Source organism: Mycobacterium sp. H4Y (genome assembly GCF_000364405.1).
Taxonomy (GTDB): Bacteria; Actinomycetota; Actinomycetes; order Mycobacteriales; family Mycobacteriaceae; genus Mycobacterium; species Mycobacterium intracellulare.
In genome coordinates this window covers 1,720,765-1,742,114 of sequence record NZ_AKIG01000001.1, presented here as the reverse complement: position 1 = coordinate 1,742,114, position 21,350 = coordinate 1,720,765, and the positions used below count along the sequence as shown (strand labels likewise).

The 21,350-nt window shown below is 66.3% G+C and carries 21 protein-coding genes; 14 read left to right on the top strand and 7 right to left on the bottom strand.

The features are described from left to right. Nucleotides 1-2: 2 nt before the first annotated feature. A complete protein-coding gene (locus W7U_RS26415; RefSeq protein WP_008256621.1) occupies nucleotides 3-173 on the bottom strand; it encodes a hypothetical protein in 171 nt (56 codons plus the stop codon). Nucleotides 174-314: 141 nt separating this feature from the next. Between W7U_RS26415 and zwf the strand changes: the two genes are divergently transcribed. Beyond that, entirely contained in the window at nucleotides 315-1,814 is a 1,500-nt protein-coding gene (zwf, locus tag W7U_RS07750) for a glucose-6-phosphate dehydrogenase (protein ID WP_008256619.1), read from the top strand. Between the two features lie 18 nt (nucleotides 1,815-1,832). Here the strand turns inward: zwf and W7U_RS07745 are convergent, their stop codons facing one another. After that, on the bottom strand, nucleotides 1,833-2,756 hold the full coding sequence (locus W7U_RS07745) for a class I SAM-dependent methyltransferase (protein ID WP_008256617.1): 924 nt from the start codon (nucleotides 2,754-2,756) through the stop codon (nucleotides 1,833-1,835). 178 nt (nucleotides 2,757-2,934) lie between these two features. Between W7U_RS07745 and W7U_RS07740 the strand changes: the two genes are divergently transcribed. Together W7U_RS07740 and W7U_RS07735 are read left to right on the top strand one after the other, a co-directional pair. Further along, entirely contained in the window at nucleotides 2,935-3,816 is an 882-nt protein-coding gene (locus W7U_RS07740) for a CoA ester lyase (RefSeq protein WP_008256615.1), read from the top strand. 82 nt (nucleotides 3,817-3,898) lie between these two features. Then, nucleotides 3,899-5,134: an osmoprotectant NAGGN system M42 family peptidase gene (locus W7U_RS07735; RefSeq protein ID WP_008256614.1), complete on the top strand. Its 1,236-nt coding sequence runs from the start codon at nucleotides 3,899-3,901 to the stop codon at nucleotides 5,132-5,134. On the opposite strand, the gene W7U_RS07730 is transcribed toward W7U_RS07735, so the two are convergent. Continuing rightward, on the bottom strand, nucleotides 5,068-5,898 hold the full coding sequence (locus tag W7U_RS07730) for a class I SAM-dependent methyltransferase (RefSeq protein WP_232536710.1): 831 nt from the start codon (nucleotides 5,896-5,898) through the stop codon (nucleotides 5,068-5,070). The two genes, W7U_RS07735 and W7U_RS07730, sit on opposite strands and share 67 nt — an antisense overlap. 52 nt (nucleotides 5,899-5,950) lie before the next feature. Next, nucleotides 5,951-6,634 carry a GAP family protein gene (locus tag W7U_RS07725; protein WP_008256612.1) on the bottom strand — a complete coding sequence of 228 codons (684 nt, stop codon included), beginning with the start codon at nucleotides 6,632-6,634 and terminating at the stop codon, nucleotides 5,951-5,953. Between the two features lie 359 nt (nucleotides 6,635-6,993). On the opposite strand from W7U_RS07725, the gene W7U_RS07720 reads away from it, so the two are divergent. After that, nucleotides 6,994-7,755 (top strand): SDR family oxidoreductase, encoded by a 762-nt coding sequence (locus W7U_RS07720; protein WP_008256611.1) that lies wholly within the window; start codon nucleotides 6,994-6,996, stop codon nucleotides 7,753-7,755. A gap of 158 nt (nucleotides 7,756-7,913) precedes the next feature. After that, complete coding sequence (locus W7U_RS07715; RefSeq protein WP_008256610.1) at nucleotides 7,914-8,357, top strand: nuclear transport factor 2 family protein; 444 nt, start codon at nucleotides 7,914-7,916, stop codon at nucleotides 8,355-8,357. 30 nt (nucleotides 8,358-8,387) lie between these two features. On the opposite strand, the gene W7U_RS07710 is transcribed toward W7U_RS07715, so the two are convergent. Further along, complete coding sequence (locus tag W7U_RS07710) at nucleotides 8,388-8,945, bottom strand: FKBP-type peptidyl-prolyl cis-trans isomerase (protein ID WP_009957154.1); 558 nt, start codon at nucleotides 8,943-8,945, stop codon at nucleotides 8,388-8,390. Between the two features lie 185 nt (nucleotides 8,946-9,130). Between W7U_RS07710 and W7U_RS07705 the strand changes: the two genes are divergently transcribed. From W7U_RS07705 to W7U_RS25375, 3 genes are all read left to right on the top strand, one after another. Then, on the top strand, nucleotides 9,131-9,487 hold the full coding sequence (locus W7U_RS07705) for a type II toxin-antitoxin system prevent-host-death family antitoxin (RefSeq protein WP_008256608.1): 357 nt from the start codon (nucleotides 9,131-9,133) through the stop codon (nucleotides 9,485-9,487). 13 nt (nucleotides 9,488-9,500) lie between these two features. After that, nucleotides 9,501-10,151: a zeta toxin family protein gene (locus W7U_RS07700; RefSeq protein WP_014380118.1), complete on the top strand. Its 651-nt coding sequence runs from the start codon at nucleotides 9,501-9,503 to the stop codon at nucleotides 10,149-10,151. A gap of 207 nt (nucleotides 10,152-10,358) precedes the next feature. Next, on the top strand, nucleotides 10,359-10,823 hold the full coding sequence (locus W7U_RS25375; RefSeq protein ID WP_232518769.1) for an SRPBCC family protein: 465 nt from the start codon (nucleotides 10,359-10,361) through the stop codon (nucleotides 10,821-10,823). A 209-nt stretch (nucleotides 10,824-11,032) separates the two neighbouring features. Here W7U_RS25375 and W7U_RS07695 read toward each other — a convergent pair whose 3' ends face one another. Both W7U_RS07695 and W7U_RS07690 read right to left on the bottom strand, forming a co-directional pair. Next, nucleotides 11,033-12,289, bottom strand: coding sequence for a PPE family protein (locus W7U_RS07695; protein WP_036428866.1), 1,257 nt, complete (start codon nucleotides 12,287-12,289; stop codon nucleotides 11,033-11,035). Between the two features lie 553 nt (nucleotides 12,290-12,842). Beyond that, complete coding sequence (locus W7U_RS07690) at nucleotides 12,843-13,805, bottom strand: LysR family transcriptional regulator (RefSeq protein ID WP_008256578.1); 963 nt, start codon at nucleotides 13,803-13,805, stop codon at nucleotides 12,843-12,845. A 78-nt stretch (nucleotides 13,806-13,883) separates the two neighbouring features. Between W7U_RS07690 and W7U_RS07685 the strand changes: the two genes are divergently transcribed. From W7U_RS07685 to W7U_RS07660, 6 genes are all read left to right on the top strand, one after another. After that, complete coding sequence (locus W7U_RS07685) at nucleotides 13,884-16,238, top strand: hypothetical protein (RefSeq protein ID WP_008256575.1); 2,355 nt, start codon at nucleotides 13,884-13,886, stop codon at nucleotides 16,236-16,238. 207 nt (nucleotides 16,239-16,445) lie between these two features. Next, nucleotides 16,446-17,465, top strand: coding sequence for an ABC transporter substrate-binding protein (locus W7U_RS07680; RefSeq protein ID WP_008256574.1), 1,020 nt, complete (start codon nucleotides 16,446-16,448; stop codon nucleotides 17,463-17,465). A 75-nt stretch (nucleotides 17,466-17,540) separates the two neighbouring features. After that, entirely contained in the window at nucleotides 17,541-18,275 is a 735-nt protein-coding gene (locus W7U_RS07675; RefSeq protein ID WP_008256573.1) for an ABC transporter ATP-binding protein, read from the top strand. Beyond that, entirely contained in the window at nucleotides 18,262-19,131 is an 870-nt protein-coding gene (locus W7U_RS07670; protein ID WP_008256572.1) for an ABC transporter permease, read from the top strand. Before W7U_RS07675 ends, W7U_RS07670 begins: the two co-directional genes overlap by 14 nt. Before the next feature lie 29 nt (nucleotides 19,132-19,160). Beyond that, on the top strand, nucleotides 19,161-20,318 hold the full coding sequence (locus W7U_RS07665; protein WP_008256571.1) for a metallophosphoesterase: 1,158 nt from the start codon (nucleotides 19,161-19,163) through the stop codon (nucleotides 20,316-20,318). A gap of 23 nt (nucleotides 20,319-20,341) precedes the next feature. Beyond that, nucleotides 20,342-21,316: a PPE family protein gene (locus tag W7U_RS07660; RefSeq protein WP_014384678.1), complete on the top strand. Its 975-nt coding sequence runs from the start codon at nucleotides 20,342-20,344 to the stop codon at nucleotides 21,314-21,316. The last annotated feature ends 34 nt before the right edge of the window (nucleotides 21,317-21,350 follow it).

Here is a 21,350-nt window from a genome sequence, read left to right as displayed (position 1 = left end):
CGCTAGTCCGGCGGCTCGTTGTCCGAGCCTCGGACGGCGGCATGCTCCCGCTCGCTGGGCTTGCCGGGGACGTCTTCGGCTTCGCGGTCCCCGGCGACCTTCTCCTCGAGCCGATCGACGATGTTCTCCAGCTCCTGAGCGCGGCTCAATGGGTCTTTGTCGGGCTTTGTCATGTCGCTTTCCGTTGGCTTGGTGGGGCGGCGAACCCCGATGCCGGGGCCGCCGCTATCCCATACCCGATCGAGCGATCGCTAACCGGCCGCAACCGAAGAACAGGGGCGACAGAGCGCCGCGGCGGTGGAAGTATCGCAGGAGTGGCCACCGCAAAACCTCAGACCATCTCGTACCCCGCGCCCGACGCACGCCCGCGTCGCCACCACCCCGATCCGTTGGACCCCCACGTCATCGTCCTGTTCGGCGCGACGGGGGATCTCGCCAAGCGAAAGCTGATCCCCGGCCTGGCCTACTTGGACCAGTCCGAGCTGGCACCCAACATTCAGATCGTCGCCACCTCGCTGGAAGACTTGACCGACGACGAATTTCGCGAGCTCGCCAAGAACGCGATCGATTCGTTCGGGACGCACAAGCTCACACCCGACCAATGGGCGAACTTCGCGAGGATCATGACCTACGTCCCGCAGGGCGCCGGACCCGAAGCGCTGGCCACCGCCGTGGCGGAGGCCGAAGCCAACCTGGGCCCCAACGCCCGGCGGCTGCATTACCTGTCGGTGCCGCCCAAGGCGGCGCGCGCGGTGATCACCATGCTGCGCGACGCGAAATTGGTCGACCGCTCACGGGTCGTGATGGAGAAACCATTCGGCACCGATCTGGCCAGCGCGGTGGCGCTCAACGACTTCGTACACGAAACCTTCGAGGAATCCCAGATTTTCCGCATCGACCACTTCTTGGGCAAAGAGGCCGCCCAGAACATCTTGGCGTTCCGCTTCGCCAATGGTCTGTTCGAACCGATCTGGAACCGCAACTTCATCGACCACATCCAAATCGATATCCCCGAGGCGCTGGGCCTGGATCAACGGGCGAGCTTCTACGAAGAGACCGGCGCATACAAGGACATGGTGGTCACCCACTTGTTCCAGGTGATGGCGTTCGTGGTGATGGAGCCGCCGACGGCGCTCGAACCCTTTGCCATCAGCGAAGAGAAGAACAAGGTGTTCCGGTCGATGCTGCCGGTCAAGCCCTCGAATGTGGTGCGCGGCCAGTACCAGGGGTACCGCGACGAAGCCGGGGTGGCAAGGGATTCCGACACCGAGACGTTCATCGCCCTCCGGGTCGGCATCGACAACTGGAGGTGGGCCGGGGTGCCCATCTACCTGCGGACAGGAAAGAAGATGGCCGAGGGCATCCGCATCATCTCCATCGCGTTCAAGGAGGCCCCGCGCACGATGTTCCCACCCGGATCCGGTGTGGGTACCCAAGGTCCCGATCACCTCACGTTCGACCTCGCCGACAACTCGAAGGTGTCTTTGTCGTTCTATGGCAAGCGGCCCGGCCCCGGCATGAAGCTGGACAAGCTGTCCATGCAATTCTCCTCGCAGGAGATCGAGACGGTCGTCGATGTGCTGGAGGCCTACGAACGGCTCATCCTCGACGCGATGCGGGGCGACCACACCCTGTTCAATACCGCGGAAGGCATCGAATCCTTATGGGAGCGTTCGGAAGAGCTCCTCACCGATCCACCCGCGGTCAAGCTGTACCAGCCGGGAACCTGGGGGCCCAACGCCATTCACCAGTTGATCGCGCCGAACGCCTGGCGGTTGCCGTTCGAGCGGGAGTGGCGCCACGCCAGACCCTGACGCGGGCGCCGGATCAACTCAGCTCAGCTCGGCGCTGAGGTAACTGATGGCGTGACGGAATCGCTTGAGGATTTCGTTGTCGGGCATCGCGAAACCGTAGTCGGCATACACCTGTTCGGTGGGGTAGTGCGTGACGTTCCAGCCGGTCGCGGACAGGTGCTCGGCGGCCGGACGGCGCTCCCCGAGCCAGACGAGTTCGGCGATGTCGATGTCGAGGCCGTGCTGGCGCCAGTTGTTGCGCATCGCCCGGGCCCGCTCGTCGGTGAACACGCTCATGTCGGTGATGTTCTCGGTGGCCAGCCGGCTACCCGGGGCGCTGAGCGCGGTGATGTTGTCCAGCAACCTGTCTTGGGCTTCCGGCGGTAGGTAGGGCAGTAGGCCCTCGGCGATCCAGGCGGTTGGAGAGTCGGCGTCAAAACCGCCGCCGCGCAAGGCGGTTGGCCAATCATCGCGCAGATCGATGGCGACGGTGCGGCGCTCGGCGGTCGGTTCCGCGCCGATCTGGGCGAGCGTGTCGGTCTTGAACGAGATGACCTCGGGCTGGTCGACCTCGAAAACCACGGTGCCCGCAGGCCACGACAACCGGTAGGCCCGAGCGTCGAGCCCGGCGGCCAAAATGACGGCCTGGCGGGCGCCGGCCGCCGTCGCGGCGCGGAAGAAATCGTCGAAGAACCTGGTCCGCACCGTCATCTGCTCGCGCCGCTGCTGCAGTGTCATCGGCGAGTCGTCGCCCTCGAGCGGGATCTGGCCGTCCAGCATCCGGACGAAGAAGGGATGTCCGACCGCCCGCACCAGCGGCTCGGCGAACCTGTCGTCGAGCAGCGGGTCCGGCTCGCGAGACGCCAACGCCCGGGAGGCCGCCACCATCGTCGCGGTCGCCCCCACGCTGGAGGCCAGGTCCCAGCTATCGCCCTCGCTGCGTGCCGAATCAATCGATGACATCCGTGTTTCCCTTCCAGGATCTGGCCGCCGCGCCGGCCGATTGGGCCGTGGGGCGGCCGCCACCCGCGACTACGCCACCGCTACCGAAGGGTACTTTCCTGCTATGCCGCGGTCACCACGCGCCACATGCAGGTGACTCCTTTCCCGCACGACTAGACGACAGGAAGCGAATCACGCTATGGCACCGACCCTGCGCCCGCGCCGCTCCGCCCTGTACTTGCCCGGCAACAAGCCCCGGGCGCTGGAGAAGGGCAAATCGCTGCCGGCGGACGTGCTGATATTCGACCTCGAAGACGCTGTGGGGCCCGACGCGAAGGCCGAATCGCGCGCGACGGTGTGCGAGGCCGTCTCGTCGGACAGCTACCGGCCCCGCGAGGTCGTGGTGCGCATCAACGGGTTGGACACCGACTGGCACAGCGACGACTTGGCCGCGGTGGCCGGTTCCGCCGCCGACGGGGTGCTGGTGCCGAAAGTCGAGACGGGCCAACAGGTTCGGGCGCTGGCCGACGCGCTCGACACGCTGGGGGCACCGAAGTCGTTGCAGCTGTGGGTGATGATCGAAACGCCCCGGGCGTTTCTGAGGGCCGAGGAGGTCGCGTCGGCCAGCGAGCGCCTGGCCGGGTTGGTGGTCGGCACCAACGATCTCGTCAACGAGCTGCACGGCCTGCACGTCCCCGGGCGCGCGCCCGTCGTCCCCGCGCTGGGCATGGCCCTGCTGGGCGCGAGGGCGGCCGGAAAAATCATTCTGGATGGCGTGTTCAACGACATCACCGATGAGGGCGGATTCCGGGCCGAGGCGCGGCACGGCCGCGAAATGGGATTCGACGGCAAGACCCTGATCCATCCGTCACAGATCGCCCCGGCGAACGAGCTGTTCGGCCCTTCGCGCAAGGAGCTGGACGACGCCCGCAAGGTCGTGTCGGCCTACGAGGAGGCGCGGGCCGCGGGCACCAGCGTCATCACGGTCGACGGACGCATGATCGAGAGCCTGCACGTGCGCGACGCCCAGCGGATTCTCGCCCTGGCCGATTTGATCGCGGAGCTGGAAACCGCTTCCTAGCTCGGATTAGGCCGGGCCGGGCGATCGGGGTCGGCCACACGGTAGGTTGTACGCGATTCCCGACGACTCGAGAGGAGACAAGGTGGGCCAGACCGCGGCCATGGCCGAGGCCGACCGCACGTGGATGATCGACACGCTGCTCGCGCTGCTGCAGACCCCGAGTCCGTCGGGGCGCACGGACGCGGTGATGCAGTTAATCGGCGACATCCTCGACGACTTCGGCGTGCCGTTCACGCTGACGCGGCGCGGGGCGCTGACCGCGGAGCTCCCGGGGGAGTCGGCGACCACCGACCGGGCGCTGGTGGTTCATTCGGACACCATCGGCTGCATGGTCCGCGACCTCAAGGACAATGGCCGCCTGGAACTGGTCCCGGTCGGCACCTTCTCTGCCCGGTTCGCCGCGGGGGCCCGCGTGCGCATCTTCATCGACGACCCCGACGAGTTCATCACCGGCACGGTCATGCCGCTCAAGTCCAGCGGACATGCGTTCGGCGACGAGATCGACACCCAACCCACCGACTGGGACCACGTCGAGGTTCGGATCGACCGCAAGGTGTCCTCGCGGGAGGACCTGCTTCGCCTCGGCCTACAGATCGGCGACTTCGTCGCGTTGATCACCAGCCCCGAGCTCACCGCCGACGGCTTCATCGTCTCCCGCCACCTGGACGGAAAGGCGGGTGTCGCGATCGCGCTCGCGCTGGCCAAGAACTTCTCCGAGAACAAGGTGGTGCTGCCGCACCGCACCACGATCATGGTCACCATCACCGAGGAGGTCGGTCACGGGGCCAGCCACGGGCTGCCCGCCGACGTCGCCGAATTGGTGTCGGTGGACAACGCGGTATGCGCGCCCGGGCAGCACTCGCTCGAGGACGGCGTGACGATCCCGATGGCCGATATGCACGGGCCCTTCGACTACCACCTGACCCGCAAGCTCTGCCGCCTCGCCCAGGAGCGGGGAATCCCGTTCGCGCGCGACATCTTTCGCTACTACCGCTCCGACGCCGCCGCGGCGATCGAGGCGGGCGCGAACACCCGCGCCGCGCTCGTCGGCTTCGGCCTCGACGGCAGCCACGGCTGGGAGCGCACCCACATCGATTCGCTCGAAGCCGCCTACAACCTGCTGCACGCGTGGCTGCAGACGCCGTTGACGTTCGCCAAGTGGGACGCCAAGCCGACGGGCAGTCTGCGCGACTTTCCGTCGTCGAAGCAGCCCGCGCCCAGCGAGCGGTGGGTGCCGCTGTCTCGCGGCGATTACGAAAGCCCGGGCGAGGCGTCGCCCGGAACGCCCTGGCCGCCGTCGGAGGGACCCCAGGCGTAAGCGCCGCGGGGCACCCGATCGGCGCGCCAGCAGCGGGACTGCATGGGGACGTCGATCCAATCAGCCGCTCCGAAGCGCTCACGCAACACAGCGCGGGCGTTGGCCAGCCGGCGTTCGCGGTCGTCGGGAGACGCGGTGATGATCCTGCTGTAGGTGCCCACCATCCCGACGACGTCGTCGAGCCTCATCGTGCGCACGAAGGTGAACGCCTCGCGGGCCACCTGGTGGAAGATCTGCGGATCGGGGAGTGTGACGTTTTCGTGGAGCTGGCGGAAGCGTTCGGGGGCATCCGCCTCAGTCCTTTCGTCGCCGGGCAGCAGGTCGAGGTCGCGGACCCAGTCCACGTCGCGATCGCGACTGGTCCAAATCAGGCCGAAGCGCCCGCCGTCGCGAAGCACCCGCCCGATTTCCGGAACCGCCCGTTCGGGATCCATCCAGTGCCACGCCGCCGAGACGAACACGGCGTCCGCGGCACGGTCGGGGAGTGGGATCGACTCACCGCTGCCCTCGAGGACGCGGACGCCGGGGGAGCGCTCGGCCAGCACCGCGCGCATCCGGGCGTCGGGCTCGACGGCGATGACCTGTGCCGCCCTGCCGATGAGCGTGCGGGTGAACAGCCCCGTCCCCGCGCCCACGTCGACGGCCACCTCGCACTCCGATGGCATCAACCAGTCCACCGCCTGCCGCGGGGCCTGCGGACGCAGCCCGTCGTAGTTTTCGGCGATCGATCCGAACGACATTGCGCGCGCTTGACGATCAGTCACACGCGACAACGTAATCCAGCTCGCTATGCAGAACGTGAGAAAGGATCGCGCGTCACCAGAGGGCGCTGTGATTGACGAGCGCATCGGCGATGAGGCCGACCCCGAAAACGAGAAACAGAAGCCGCACCGACATGGGGCCGTAGCGGGTGAGCGCGCGCACCAGTCCCCGCTGAATGCGCGCGGCCCGCACCGTTCGTCTCATCGACAGCGCAAGGATCGCCAGCGGCGGCGACACCGCGATTGCGCAGTAGGTGATGATGACCAGCGGCCAGAGCGGGGGCCGGGGATGCAACGCGGCCAGCATGGCCAGCCCCGTGAGGTAGGGCACCGCGGTCGGCGCTTGTCCGCTTCCCACCGCCAGCCCGAGGAATCCGAGCAGCCACGGACGTTTGCGCATGGCCGCCATCGCCCAGCCGGGCGCCGACGATTGTGCGGTCAGCGGGAAGTATGCCAAGCCGATCAGCACGATCCCCAACAGCAATTCGCCACGAAACCGGATGGCCGGCGTGATGTGAAAATCGAACGCCTCGGTGATGAAGCTGATACCCAGCACCGTGCACAGGCCGAAGGTGGTCGTCACGGCGAACACGCCCGCGACGAAGCTCAAGGCGCCCGGGATGGGGGAGCGGCGACCGAGCCGGCTGTCGAAGATGACCGCCGAGACGACGCCCACGTTGAGGACGTTCAGCGAATCGAGAAACGCCAGCCCCGCCAGGGCAAGAATCAGAGCTGCCACGCGCCTGTACCGGCTCTAGCGTGCGGATTCGCCGGGTGCTCGGAAGCGGCTGGGCACTGACCACGGCGACACGATCAAAGCGGCGATCATGCTGCAGACAATACGGTCAGACCGGAGCGCTCACGCAGGGGGCGATGGCGCCAGCGCGGGCGATCCGCGGCATGATCGAGGCGTCGACGAAGCGGCTGACGCATCCACACAGCCACAGCACATCGAATCCGGAGGCGCGCCACCGATGAACACGCTGACACCGCAGGGGCTGCACGAATACCTCATCGGGTTTGCTGGAAATGACCCGGCTTCCAAACGAACTCGGGCATAGACCGCCGACACCGCCGCGCCGACACCGGGAGAACTGAATGGGATTGCTCGACCGCAAGACCGCCGTCGTGACCGGCGCCAATTCGGGGATCGGGCTGGCCACCGCCGAGCGATTCCTCGCCGAAGGTGCCGAACGGGTGTTCATCACGGGCCGGCGTCAGACCGAACTCGATACCGCGGCAAGCAAATTGGGACCGAGGGCAACCGCCGTGGCCGGCGATGTCGGCGTTCCGGAGGACTTGGATCGGCTCTATGGGGAGGTCGAGTCCGCCGGCCGGGGCCTCGACATCGTCATGGCCAACGCGGGGGTGACCCGGGTGGCGCGGCTGGGGGAGATCACCGACGATGACCTCGACGCGCTGCTGACCACCAACGTCAAGGGGGTCGTGCACACCGTCCAAAAAGCGCTGCCCCTGCTCAACGACGGCGCCTCGGTCATCCTGACGGGCTCCACCACCGCCGACCGCGGCCGCGCCGGGCTGAGCATCTACGCCGCCACCAAGGCTGCCGTCCGATCACTGGCCCGCGCCTGGGCCAACGAGCTCGCCGACCGCAACATCCGGGTCAACGTCATCGTCTCTGGGTCCACCGCCACCCCGGGCAGCGATAGACTGGCCGCGCAAACCGACCCGGAAGCGTCGATCGAAGAGTTCCGCGCCGGCCGCATCGCGACCATTCCATTGGGTCGCTTCGCCGATCCCATCGAGATCGCCAATGCCGCGGTCTTTTTGGCGAGCGATCTGTCCAGCTTCACCACGGGATCCACGGTTACCGCCGACGGTGGATTCAACCAAGTCTGACGCAGAACGCGCGGCTGCCACGGCAGTACCCACCACAGCGTGGAGCTAAGCGCTTCGTATACCTGCGCGAATCGCGCGAAGCGCGGACGCCGACGGGCGCGGCCCTCTACAGTTCGACGAATGACGAACACCCGCACTGGCACTTAAGGGAAAACGCGATGTCGAAAAGTGTTGCGACCAAAAACGACAACGAGAAGATCGTGGTCGACTTTATACATGCCGCTTACGGCGAGAGCATGGACATCGACGCGATGACCGCGCTCATGGCCGAGGACTTCGTGTGGCAACTCCACGTTCCGCTGTCCCCGGTCGTGCGGGGACGCGACGCGGCGCGCGCAGAACTCGAGAAGCACAACACGCTGTCGACCGGCATGGTCGAGGGGAGCGAGATCCGCACGATCGTGTCCGACGGCGACACCGTCGTCGTCGAACGAGTCGACGTGAACTCTATGAATGGCGTGGCCGTCACGTTTTATGTCACAGCCATTTTCGAGGTTCGCGACGGTGCGATCGCTCATTGGCGAGAGTATTGGGACACCGCCCACGTCGCGCAGCAACTCGGCATCGATCCCGCGCTGATGTTCGCCCCGCTGACGAATTAGTCGCCGGCGCAGGGTGTTTGGCGGGCGGAGCTAGCCCGATGTGCTGAGGATCTTGATCGCGAAAACCAGCGTGTCACCCGGGCGGATTCCGGCGCTGGGCTGACCTTCGGGGTAGCCATCCGCGGGGACCATCGCGACGGCGACGGTGGACCCCACCTTTTGTCCCGCGATGGCCTTTTGGAAGCCCGGCACGACGCCCGTGAGCGGGAAGTCGACGGGGGCGCCGCGTTGGTAGCTGCTGTCGAACACCGACCCGTCACGACCATTGACACCCATGTAGCAGACGGAGACCTTCGCGGTGCTCGAGACCACGGGTCCATCTCCGGCGCGCAGCGTATGCACCTGCGTCTGGGTCACGGCGAACGGTGCCGTCACGGTCACCCGCGGGGCCGTCGTGTCGGTGGACCCGGTGACGGCGACGCTCCCCGTGTTCCCGGCGAGGGTCCAGTCAGGCGTTCCACCATTCTGCGGTGCCGCGGTTGGGCACGAGTCGGCCGCGTTGGCCGTGCCCGATCCAGCGAGCAGGAGAGCGGTTGCCGCGGCGCCGGCCGCGAGCGCCACAGACGAATACATCCGGAACGAGTTCACGGCCGTCACGCTACAGCGACGCATCGCGCGCCTTGCTGGTAGCTCATCTGTAGCGACTGCGCTGCGCAATTTTTTCGATGAGTGCCCGAACGATAAGGCAGAGGTTCTCGGCGCAAAATAGGCCATTCGTACAAAATGGACAAAGCAGCTAGAATGGCTAAGGTGCAGACCAAGGAGGGAGCGCCATGTCCACCGTCTCGTTCCGCAACCGCGACGGCAAGCTCGTCGATGTCCCCTCGGTGACCGCCAGCCGCCTCAAAAATGAGTTCGGCACAGTCTTCGATGAGGCCGCGGTCAGCGGGGCGGTGGTGATCACCAAGCACAACACCCCCAGGGCAGTGCTGCTGTCGTACGCCGAATTCGAGGCCCTGGCCGCAACGGCGGCACCCGCCCTCGACGACCTCAGTGCACGCTTCGACGAACTGCTGGCGACCATGCAGACGCCGAAGGCCAAAGCCGGGGTCGCCGCCGCGTTCGACGCCACACCGGAAGAGCTGGGCGCCGCCGCGGTGAAGGCGGCACGCACCGCGCCGCTGCGCTGATCCGGCGCGGCCCATGGCTCGCACGACGACACCGGCGCAGATACACGTGTTGGCGGGCGTCAACGGCGTCGGCAAGAGCAGCGTCGTGGGCGCGACGATCCGCGACAAGGGCGGTGAGTACTACAACCCGGACGAGGCCGCGCGAGAGATCATGGCGGCCAACCCCGGATTGGGCCAGGCCGAGGCCAACGCCGCGGCGTGGGAACAGGGCCGAAAGATGCTGCAGCGGGCGATCGATCAACGCCTCGACTTCACCTTCGAGACCACGCTCGGCGGCACCACGATGCCGGCACTGCTGGCCGAGGCCGCCAAGCGCGGACTCGAGGTCCATGTTTTCTATGTCGGCCTCGACAGCGCCGATACCTGCATCGAGCGGGTCCGCCAACGGGTCCGCGCCGGCGGGCATGACATTTCCGACGCCGACGTCCGTCGCCGTTACCGCCACAGCCTGATCAATCTCGTGAAACTACTGCCGGTGCTCACCGGGTTGCGGATGTACGACAACTCGGCGAGCGCCGATCCCGCCGAGGGGCAGGCGCCGAAGCCGGTCTTGGTGTTGCACATGGACCGCGGCCGCATCGTCGGGCCGTCCGACTTGAGCTCCACACCGGCTTGGGCCAAGCCGGTCGTCGCGGCGGCGTTGGAGCTCGCGCAGGGATCGTAAGCGGGAGTCTGGATCTCGGAACCGCAAATTGTTCTCGATTTGCCAGCACGGTCTTGACCCCGTCGCCCGCCTCGGTTCGATAATGCTCGTACCTCGAGGGAAAGGCCCGCATTGACATCGATGGCAACCGTGACGATCGCGATGCGCGCGGTCAGCCCTTTGCGCAGCAGCTCCGGTGGCCCGCGAACCTACCGGTCGGAATGATCGATGGGCGCAATGCGGACGGTAAGCCGGCGTCGGACCATCGCCGCGCCGATCGACGCGGTGTTCGACTGGCTCATTAACGGAAACAATTGGAGTGACATACCGGGGATGTTTTACTCCCGCGTTCGCCCGGTCGATGGGCCAGAGCCTTTTGGAGTCGGCTCAATTCGTGAATTCGCCAGCTCGGGTTCGAAAGTCACCGAAGTGGTCACGGCGTTCGAACGGCCACACTCGATTAGCTACCAAGCCCTGTCAACCGTGCCGCCAGCGCAACACAGCGGTGGCTCGGTGACGTTGCAGGAGGTGCCGGGAGGCACCGAAGTTCTATGGACAACAAGCTTCCCCCTCAAAAGCCCCGTCCTCGCTGGCTTATTCACCCGGCTCTATGCGCCCTTAATCGGATTGGGAATCCGCATGGTCCTGCGAACAGCAGAGCGGGCTTTGACCAGCGACCAAGCGAACACCTGACGCACCAGTGCCGCAACAACATTGGGCGCGCACGGCGCACCAGCGCCGCCGCGGCCGCCATGGAGGCCGACGACGGACCCTCCCGCGACTCGCTGGTCAGATTCGAAATCGCCGAGCCGTAAGAGGATGCGGACCGGCGTAGAGCTGGATGGAGATGACCTCTGGTGGCACCGCCGCCAAATCGGCGAAAACCATGGCCGTGCCTTTCCTTATTTCGCGTTCGGCGGGATCACGATGACCGTGGAGGTGGTGGCGATGTCATCAACGGCCACCGCCCCGGGCACCCGGACCGCCGGCCCGGCCACCGCGCGGGTGGCGCTGCCCCCGACGGCGCGTCCGGCCAGGCTCGACAGGGCGGTGGGGCCGAACAGGCCCTGGCCGGGATTGACGGTCATCGCCGGTGCGGCGTCGAGCATCGTCTCGGGCAGCTCGGCGGCCAGGGTCCTGATCGCGGGCGCGGCCGAGGCCCAGTTCGCCGGAACCGACAGTGACCCGACGACACCGGCACGGCCCACTGCCGCCGACACCGTTCCCGCACTCGGCGGCTGGAACGAGGTGGAGCCGGTCAGCAGATCGCTGTGCAGCAGCGGAGCCAGAACCCCGTGGAGGCCTTTCGGATGCAGTGTGCCACCGATGCTTCGCAGGTTGGCGCCCATCCCGCGGACATTGAGCGCGAGCTGATAAAAACCCTTCCCCGCGGTCCCGATCCCGATCGGAGAGTAGGGCCCGGTAAGGACGTTGAGGAAGTTGTTGAAACTCTTCAAGCCCCCCGTGGCTTCCCCGAGGCCGAGCGAGATTCCCGGCGACGTCGTCGCCGTCGCCGCGGTTTGCGTCGCGGCCGGGGCCTGCGAGAGCGCCTGGGAGACCGTGGATTCCACGTTGGAACTCGCCGAGGACTGGGCCGCCGAGGCGACCGCGGCGGCCTGGTTGGTTTCCGCACCGCTGTCGGTGGTCGTCGGCGGCGCGGTGAACGGGGCCAGTTGAGTCGCGGCCGCCGAGGAACCCGCATAGCCATACATCGCGGCCGCGTCTTGGGCCCACATCTCGGCGTACTGGGCCTCGGTGGCCGCGATGGCCGGGGTGTTTTGGCCCAGGATGTTGGTCGCGACCAGTGACGCCAACAACGCCCGGTTGGCCGCGATCACCGGCGGCGGCACCGTGGCCGCGAAGACGGCGTCATACGCGCCCGCCGCCGCCTTCGCCTGACTGGCCGACTGCTCGGCCTGCGCGGCGCTGCCGATTAGCCACGCAACGTACGGCGCGGCCGCGGCCGCCATCGACGTCGACGAGGGGCCATTCCACGCGGTTCTCAGCTCTGCGACGACGGACCCGTAAGACGCTGCCGTGGCGCGTAATTCGGACGCTAATCCGTCCCAGGCGGCCGCCGCGGCCAACAACGGGGCCGGCCCGGGGCCTGAGTAGATCCTGCCGGAGTTGATCTCCGGAGGTAACGCTCCGAAATCCATTGCTTCCCTCCGCATCCGGATATGGCCAACGTCGGCCAGCATCTCAACCGCCGATAACGTTGTCCTTCAACAGCATTCAGCATGCTCAGCTATCGAAAACCCTGGCCGCCGATGGCTTGAATGCTCGTGTGCCCAGAAGACTAGCCAGCTCCGGCGGAAGCAACATCGACCAACAAGGGCCGACTCCGCACGGTCACCACCCCCGGAGGGCAGTGGGCGCGCCTTGGCGATGGGGGTCGGCATAAGCGCCCCTGCGCCCCGTCTACCTCGGACGAATCGGGAAGTACCCCGGCGTGAACGGAAGCCAACTTCCGCACGAAACGTTGCCCGATGAAACAGTTTTTATCAGTAAAAATCTCGGCGTCAAATAATTCGAAAGGGGCGTTTTGGCCGCGAGGCCGTTTGCCGGCTTCCCGCTCGCACGGCGACGATATTGCGTCGCCATCGAATGTTGGCTTGCTTCATGGCGTCCAGCTCCTGAGTCGCATGTCCATGTGTTGCACCGCGCGACCATCGAACGCCGGCCCTGCCACGGACCAGGTGACGGCATGCATCAGTTGGAGCGGCGGGTCCGCTTCGAGGTTCCCGCAGTCTTTTTCGACAACGCGTCGCGAGACGGCACGGTCTGTTCGATGTGGTCGGCGACGCAACCGACAAAGGCCTGGCATGCGGCGGAGCGCATTTCAGGGCGCGGTGCCACGAGGTTTACCCGGCGGTGCATGTCAGCTCCGGCGACCGGCCGCAGTGCCAGTCTCGGATCGGCGTTAGCGCGGGTACGGGCGACGGATTCGGGCAGCAACGCGACACCCAGGTCTTTGCGCACGAAGTGGGTGACCTCATCGACACGCGTCACTTCGAAAGCCACTCGCCGCGTCACGTTGGCGAAGCCGCGGTCGGTTTCGTGTCGCAGACCGTAGCCAGGGGGAAAGTCGATGAACGGTAATGCGGCCAGCGCAGTTATCGACACCGATGATTTTTTTGTGAGCGGGTGGTGGGCGGGCATGACGGCGATGAGCGGCTCGCTGAACAGATGGGTGAACGTCAAGGCACCGCCGGTCCTGGATACGTTGGAGCCCACGATCGCCACGTCCAGCTTCCGGTCGCGGACCGCCTCGATCAGCACGTCGCTGCCGCCGCTGCGCAACGTCACGCTGACGTCGGGATAGTGCGAGTGAAAGGTCGCCATCAGAGTGGCCACATCGAGGCTTTCGGATGGGATCTCCATCATCCCGACCGTGAGCCGGCCAACGACCGTGCCGCCGAGAGCCTGTGCGTCAACGGCGATCTGGTCAATGCCCGCAACCACCTGGCGCACCAGCGGCATCAGCGCTTCACCGGCGGGGGTCAGCGAGACCGAGCGGGTCGTCCGTTCGAACAGCCGTAAGCCGATCTCACTTTCGAACCGACCGACCTGCTGACTCAAGGCTGATGGCACGACGAACATCGCCTCGGCCGCCTTGGTGAAACTATTCGCCTCGGCCAACGCCACGACGTAGCGCAATTGCTGCAGGTTCACAATCCTTCATCTTTCGTGATTAATCGCATCATATCTATTCACTGGACTCGTGGATGCGTTGCCTTCAGGATCAAGGGCATGTCCGCGGATTCGTCGTCACCGGCTGCCTTGGCGGCTGCCGGCATCGTGGTGCGTCCGCAGCCAGGCATGGCCGGCAACGACTGCTCGGTGGCAGCGGTGCGCGACGAAATCACCGAACAGTTTGACCGCCTTGCGTTCCTGGGAGAGTTGCGCTGCTCGCATGACCGGGTGGTCGCGGGTTCTCTCGAGGAGTTGGTGTTCACCTACACCGTCGGGGGATCCGGCATTGCCGACAGCGGTTGGCTGAAGCTGTGCTTCCGCTACTACTCGGATTGGGATCTGCAGACAACGTCGCCGGACGCCCGCGACTTCGCGACCGCCCGCTTGGTGAGTCGGTCGCTGATCGGCGGGGCCTCCGACGACAGTGCCGCGACGGTGCAGCACCTGGTCACGAGATATGACGTCAAAGGCGGGGAGCGGCCATTTCAGAAGTCACTACTGATCCACGTCGTGGACGGGTACCTGCGTCCCGGTGATGTGATCGAGATCCGCTGCGGCGACCGCCGTTTCGGCGGCCCCGGGACACGCGTGCAGACTTTCGTGGAAGACGAGTTCGAGGTCCACCTGTTCGTCGACCCGCTGGGCACGTCGCGCATGGCGCACGCTGATGTGCATCGAATTGCGGTCGTACCGGGTGCACCCGAACGAGTCGTCGTGCACGGCCCTCGCATCGTGCGCAGCGATGCGCCGGCGGTGCACCTGCATGCCCATCTGCAAGACCGTTGGGGCAACACCTGTTCCGACGTTGCCGCGACGATGCATGCGCTCATCGACGGTGTCGTCGTGGACAGCGCCCGTACGCCTGCGAACGGGTGGTCCAAGGCGTCGCTCCGCGTGCCGCCGGTCGCCACCCGCATCGACGTTGCCGCCGAGACAAGCACAGCCGTGCTGCAGGGCGGTGAGACCGTGATCGACATCGTCGACGACTTCCCGTCGCCGCGGGCGTACTTCTGCGACCTGCACGTTCATTCCAACGACACCGTCGGCACTCAGGACACCGACTGGAACCTGCACTACGCGCGCGATATCGCCGCGCTCGACGTACTTGGGTATACCGCCAACGACTTTCAGATCACCGACGACACGTGGGACGACGTCGTCAGGGCGTGCAGGCAGATCGCCGAGGACGGCGCGTTTGTCTGCTACCCCGGAGTGGAGTGGTGCGGGACCGCCGGCGCCGGCGGCGACCACAATGTCGTCTTCCTCGGTGAGGACACCACGTTGGCCCGCTCGCTGGAATGGCACCAGCGCATGGCGACCACGGCGCCCACCCCGCAGACCTGGCCGGTCACCCAGTTATACGCCGCCTACGAGAAGGACCCGGAGTCTTACCTCTTGATCCCGCACGTGGGCGGGCGACGAGCGATCCTGGACTGGCACCACCCCGAGCTCGAGCGGCTGATCGAGGTGCATTCGGCCTGGGGGAGTAGCCCATGGTTCTTCGAAGACGCCCTGGCGCGCGGCCTACGGCTGGGGGCGAGCGCCGCCAGCGATGAACACCGCGGACGGCCGGGGGCCGGGGCGCCAGGCGCCAACATCTTCGGCGGCTTCGGCGGGCTCACCGGCGTCCTCGCGCCGGCCCTTTCCGCCGCAGACGTCGGTCGTTCGCTGCGCGCCCGCCGCACCTGGGCCACAACCGGTGCGCGCGCGGTCGCCCTGCTGCGCAGCGGTGAGAACTGGATGGGTGACGAGTTCGCCGCTGACGCCGGAGAACTGACCGCCGGTTACGCCTTGTACGGCACGACGGGATGGGATGACGTGACGGTCTACGACAGCGCCGGTTTGCTCTGGCGTCGTGACCTGCACGCCGAGACGGGGCTTTCGCCCAACCTCGTTCGCGTCAGCTGGGGTGGCGCTCGGCACCGTGACCGCTACCGCTGGGCCAGCTGGTCGGGCCGACTGCGTATCGATGGCACCGCCGTCGAACACGTAACGCCGTGGGCGATCACCCATCCCGAGCAGATCGTCGATGTCGACGGACCGGCCGTGGCTTGGGATACCAAGACTTACGGCGCGGATATCGGCATCGTGATACGGCTCGCCGACCTGAGCCGCGCGCGCTTCGAACTCGACGCGACGGTGCAGGAAGACGGCCTGCGCACCCGGGCGAACCTTTCCGGGGCGGAGCTCGTCACCGAGGGACATCGTGACATCGCCGTCGGCGGTCTCAATCTGCGCGTCCGCCTCGAACGCATCTCCGACCCGAAGGCACTGCCGACCACCGTCACCGGCGAACTCAACCTGCAGCTGCCCAAGGGCGACAGCGCAATATACGTGCGCGGCAAGCAATTCGATGGGCATCAGGTATGGACAAGCCCGCTGTTCGTGACCCGAACCACGGGGACCCCGTAGTGACCCGACTTCGAACCGGCCTTACCCGCCGCCTCCACATCGACTTGCGCCGCATCACCTGCGCGGCTTGTCCGGCCCCCAGGGCCGTCTGACGCGCGCGCACCGCCGCGCCATCAGCACTCACCGCTCCCGCGGTACGGCAGCAACTCTCGTTGTGAGCCGCGGCCAAATCCGCCAGGTTCTGATCCGTTTCGATTCGAGGAAACCATGTCACTGCACCGATTCGGCAGCAAGCTCATCGCGCTGATCGCCGCGTCAGCTACCGTCGCCGTGCTGTCCGGGTGCTCGAGCCAGGGCGCGTCGCCGACCTCCTCCGCCGTATCGCTGCGCCTGGGATATCTGCCGCGCATCACGCACGCCTCGGCACTGGTGGCTCTCCACGACGGCTTCTTCGCCAAGCAACTCGGACCCCAAGTCAACTTCACCGCAAAGCCATTCAGTCGAGGGACCGAGGAAGTGACCGCGCTGCTGTCTGGCCAACTCGACGCCGCCTACGTCGGTCCCAATCCCGCCTTCAACGCCTGGCAGAAATCGGGAGGGAAAGCGATCAAGATCATCTCCGGCGCGGCCAGCGGAGGTACCTCGATGGTCGTCAAACCCGACATCAAGACCGCCGCAGACCTCAAAGGGAAGACCGTGGCGGACCCCGCGCTCGGCGGGACCCAGGACGTCAGCCTCCGCGACTGGCTCGCCCACAACGGGTTGAGGACGAATATCCAAGGAGGCGGCGATGTTTCGGTCAAACCGACCAGCCCGGAATCGGCGATCGTCCAGCAATTCCTTACCAACCAAATCGTCGGCGCCATCGACTCCGCGCCTTTCGACGTGCAGATGATCAAGGCTGGTGGGGTGCGACTGTGGTCGGACCCCAACACCATCACCGTCCTGGTGGTCCGCCAAGAATTCCTTGCGGCCCATCCTGACGCGGTCGCCGGACTGCTGCGCGCCCAGGCCGAGGCGACCGAACGTATCGCCACGGACCGCGGTGGCGCGGCCCAATCTGCCAATGCCGCGCTGGCGAAAGATCTTGGCAAGGGGCTTGAACCGGATGTACTCGCGGCCTCCTTCGAGGAAACCACCTACACCAACGATCCCGGAATGGCCTCACTGCGCGACCAGGTCTCCAAGGCCGTGGCCATAGGGTTGCTGAAGCCACTCGATATCAGCGGCCTGTACGAGCCGGGACCGCTCAACAAAGTCCTCGCCGAGCCGGCAAGCCGCAGGTGACCCGTGATCCACTACGTTCAGTCTGATCACCTCAGCGGGCCGCCAGCCGAAGCGAGCGCCCAAACGTCACGGGCCGTGCGGCTCACCGACGTGACCAAGCGGTACGGCCGGGGCCGGTCGGCCGTCACAGCCCTCGATCGCATCACCTTGACGGTCAACTCCGGTGAATTCGTCTGCGTTGTGGGGGCATCCGGCTGCGGTAAGAGCTCACTGCTGTCGCTGATCGCCGCGATGGACCAACCGTCCGCCGGCGAGCTCAGCACCGATGGGCAACGGGTGGCCTTGATGTTTCAGGAACCGGCGCTGTTCCCATGGCTGACGTCGGCCGCCAACGTCGAGTTGGCCTTGCGGGCGCGCTCGGTGCCGCGCCCGCAACGCCGCCAGCGGACGACTGACTTGTTGCAAACGGTGGGCTTGGCTGACTTCGCCGACAAGCGTCCTCATCAGCTGTCCGGTGGCATGCAGCAGCGCGTCGCATTGGCGCGTGCGCTCGCCCAAGACGCCGACGTCTTGCTGATGGACGAGCCATTCGGGGCGCTGGATGCCCTGACCCGTGATCGCCTGCACGAGGAGCTGGAGCGCATCGTTGACGAACGCGGACTGACCGTCGTGTTCGTTACGCACAACGTTCGCGAGGCAGTGCGACTCGCCGACCGTGTCGTATTGCTCAGCCCGCGGCCCGGTCGCATCGTCGAAGAGATCGCGGTCCCGGTGGCGCGCCGCCACAGAGTCAACAACCCGGACGTTGCCGAATTGGCCTCCCGCATCTCCACCCAGCTACGGAACGAGGGAAACCGTGGCGGTGCTTGACAGCGATCTCGCTACCAAGAGTCACCGGCCTGCGCTGACGCCCCAAGCGCCGCGCCCAAACCGGGTGCGGATCAGGTCGGTGCTGGCGGCGATGCGGGCGAAAGTCTTTGCCGTCGCGATGGTTCTGCTGATCTGGCAGCTCGTGTACCTCAGCGGGTGGAAGCCGTCATTCGTGCTGCCCGGCCCCGGAACCGTCGCGGCCAACCTCTGGCAGCGGCTGCATGAGGCCGTGCTGTGGGACGCGATCGGGATCACGATGTGCCGTGCGCTGGCCGGTTTCGCGCTGGCATTGCTCATCGGCTCGGTCGTCGGCGCAGTGATCGCGCAAAACCGGCTGCTGCGCACGGCATTCGGGCCGGTGATCACCGGTCTGCAGACCATGCCGGCCATCGCCTGGTTTCCCTTCGCCATCATTTTCTTCGGGCTGCACACGTCGGCGATCCTGTTCGTCGTCGTCATCGGCGCCGCACCGTCGGTGGCCACCGGGGTGCTCGCCGGAGCCGGACAAATCCCGCCCCTGCAGCTGCGGGTCGCAAAAAACTTGGGATTGCACGGCTTTGGGCTCTACCGGCACGTGGTTCTGCCCGCCTCGCTACCGATGTTCGTCGCCGGCCTGCGCCAGGGATGGGCGTTCGCCTGGCGTAGCTTGATGGCCGGCGAATTGGTGGTGCTGATCAGCGACACCGCGTCGATCGGGGTGCTGTTGGAAAACGCTCAGAACCTCAGCGATATGCCGTCGGCGATGGCCATCATGATCGTGATCCTTTTGATCGGCATTGCCATCGACGCCGTCTTCGACGCGGCCGATCAGCGTATCCGCCGGTATTGGGGACTGATCGAAACCAATTCTGAATGACTCGACCATCCACTCGGACAAGGAGCCCCATGCCGGAGGACCACCACGATCATCGACTGCCGGACAGCCCATTTCGTCTTTGGGCGTTCGGTGATGCGCACGTCGGGACAGACAAGCGCTACGGCAGACGGAGCCTGGCCGAGGCGATAACGCATTCGGAGGCCGGCGGATCCGAAGGTGGCCCACCGTTCGAGTGGGATATCGCCATCGACGTCGGCGACATGTCCGGGGCCCATCACCATCTTCCCGACGACGCCGAGGGATCCGAGCTTCGCCGCCAGTTCGCGAGCCTGCGTCGCCACCGACGCGAGGCCATCTACAGCGTCTGCGGCAATCACGACCGCAGCGGCCTACACGAGCCCGAGGCATGGTGGTGGCAGAAGTGGGTAGATCCCCTTGGACAGCACACCGAATTCTCCGGAGTCGACGCCAACGCGCGGCCTTATCCAGTCGAGGGCGCGTGGGACCACTATTCCTTCCGGGTGGGCAACCTCTTGTTCCTCATGCTCAGCGACCGCAACGAACCCACCCAGACCGTGGGGCGGGGCCCGCTCGGCGGCAACCCGGGCGGCGTCGTCAGCGGCGAGGCGTTCCGCTGGTGGAAACACATGGTGCTGAGCAACCCCGATTCGATCATCATCGTCGTCCACCATTACGTCCTCAAGGACACCACCGTGGCCTCCGGGGAGTGGGAAGGCGTTCGCAAAGGGCCGGACGGGCAGCTGCTGGAGCACTATCATCGCCCGTTCGAACTCGGAACCCCACACGCGGCGTCCTATCTGTATTGGGTGGACAGCAAACCAGACTCCGGGGCGTTCGAAGACTTCCTCACCGAACATCCCGGCCGGGTTCACTTGTGGATCGCCGGGCACACCCACACCCACCCCGACGACAGCTATGGCGGCAAAACCCATATCGAACAACGCTGGGGCACATGGTTTCTCAACGTCGCATCACTGAGCCGCCACCATATGCCCATTACCACACTTCCGATCAGCAGGCTGCTCACCTTCACGCCCGGCAGAGCTGAGGTGCGGGTCCAGTGCTACCTGCACACCAGCCAATACGCACCGCAAGGCTGGTATCCCAAGGCCGAACGGAGCCTCACGCTCAATAAGGCGTTCGTGGCACCGGCGAACCATTCGCTTGAGCGGACAGGCGCATCGCGCTCGGCCGTCGTTAGGTGACGCGCAGCTGAAGTGAGTAATCAGTGAGTCTCGGTGAGCTACCACCGGAAATCAATTCCGGCCGACTGTATTCAGGTCCCGGCTCGGCCTCGATGAGCCTGGCGGCTGAGGCGTGGGATGAAACGGCGGCGCAGTTATACGACATCGCGGAGAGCTATGGCTCGGTGGCGTCGATGCTATTCCAGGTAGAGCAGCACCCGGCGTCGATCGCGGTCGCGGCGGCGGTGGTGTCCTTTACCGCATGGCTCAATGCCGTCGCCGCCCGCGCGCGGCAGGCCGCGCGCCAAGCGAGAGCGTCCGCCGACGCATTCGAGTCCGCGTTAGGGGCGGTGGTGCCGCCGTCGGTGATCGACGCCAACCGCGCGCTGCGGCTGGCGCTCGTGACGGCAAACGGCCTGGCCCAAAACGGCCCCGCAATCGCCGACACGGACGCTGGCTACGAACGGATCTGGGCACAGGACGCCGACGCCATGTACGCCTATGCCGCAGCCGCTGCGGCCGCGTCAACTCTGGCACCATTCGACTCGCCGCCGACCGTGGGATCGGGCCAGCACGACCCCGCGGTCGCAGAAACCGCGTGGAGCCTGATCGCGGCTCCGCAAGTGGTATCGGCCGGCGGCCACGTGATGCCCGTGATTCCCCGAGCGCTGCGGGCGCTGTCTCGTTCGCCGATAACGACATTCGACGCATGCCTGTCCGCGGCGACATCACCGCTGTCAAAACTGGGTTCACTGTCCGCTCCCACCGACTTCGCGATAAGCCGTCTGAGTTCGCTTAACAAGACAGCGTCACTGAAAAGGGCCGCAGCGTTGCTGCCGCTCCCGGGTCAGGTCGGCGGCGCTACGACCTCGGCAACGGCGCGGTTAGGTCGCGCGTCCTCGATCGGGGCACTGTCGGTGCCCCAATCCTGGGCCAAAGCCGCGATGCCCCGCGGCATTGAGCTCGAGACATCGGATAGCGACTATGTCCTGATCGACCCGTCCAACCTCCTGTGGTGAGCGGGCATCCGGCCTCACAATACCGCTGTGTCTC

Excerpts from the sequence above, each read along its gene's own strand:
- W7U_RS26415 (WP_008256621.1), bottom strand. The coding sequence starts at position 173 with ATGACAAAGCCCGACAAAGACCCATTGAGCCGCGCTCAGGAGCTGGAG.
- W7U_RS07745 (WP_008256617.1), bottom strand. The coding sequence starts at position 2,756 with ATGTCATCGATTGATTCGGCACGCAGCGAGGGCGATAGCTGGGACCTG.
- W7U_RS07740 (WP_008256615.1), top strand. The coding sequence starts at position 2,935 with ATGGCACCGACCCTGCGCCCGCGCCGCTCCGCCCTGTACTTGCCCGGC.
- W7U_RS07720 (WP_008256611.1), top strand. The coding sequence starts at position 6,994 with ATGGGATTGCTCGACCGCAAGACCGCCGTCGTGACCGGCGCCAATTCG.
- W7U_RS07715 (WP_008256610.1), top strand. The coding sequence starts at position 7,914 with ATGTCGAAAAGTGTTGCGACCAAAAACGACAACGAGAAGATCGTGGTC.
- W7U_RS07705 (WP_008256608.1), top strand. The coding sequence starts at position 9,131 with ATGTCCACCGTCTCGTTCCGCAACCGCGACGGCAAGCTCGTCGATGTC.
- W7U_RS07700 (WP_014380118.1), top strand. The coding sequence starts at position 9,501 with ATGGCTCGCACGACGACACCGGCGCAGATACACGTGTTGGCGGGCGTC.
- W7U_RS25375 (WP_232518769.1), top strand. The coding sequence starts at position 10,359 with ATGGGCGCAATGCGGACGGTAAGCCGGCGTCGGACCATCGCCGCGCCG.
- W7U_RS07695 (WP_036428866.1), bottom strand. The coding sequence starts at position 12,289 with ATGGATTTCGGAGCGTTACCTCCGGAGATCAACTCCGGCAGGATCTAC.
- W7U_RS07685 (WP_008256575.1), top strand. The coding sequence starts at position 13,884 with ATGTCCGCGGATTCGTCGTCACCGGCTGCCTTGGCGGCTGCCGGCATC.
- W7U_RS07680 (WP_008256574.1), top strand. The coding sequence starts at position 16,446 with ATGTCACTGCACCGATTCGGCAGCAAGCTCATCGCGCTGATCGCCGCG.
- W7U_RS07665 (WP_008256571.1), top strand. The coding sequence starts at position 19,161 with ATGCCGGAGGACCACCACGATCATCGACTGCCGGACAGCCCATTTCGT.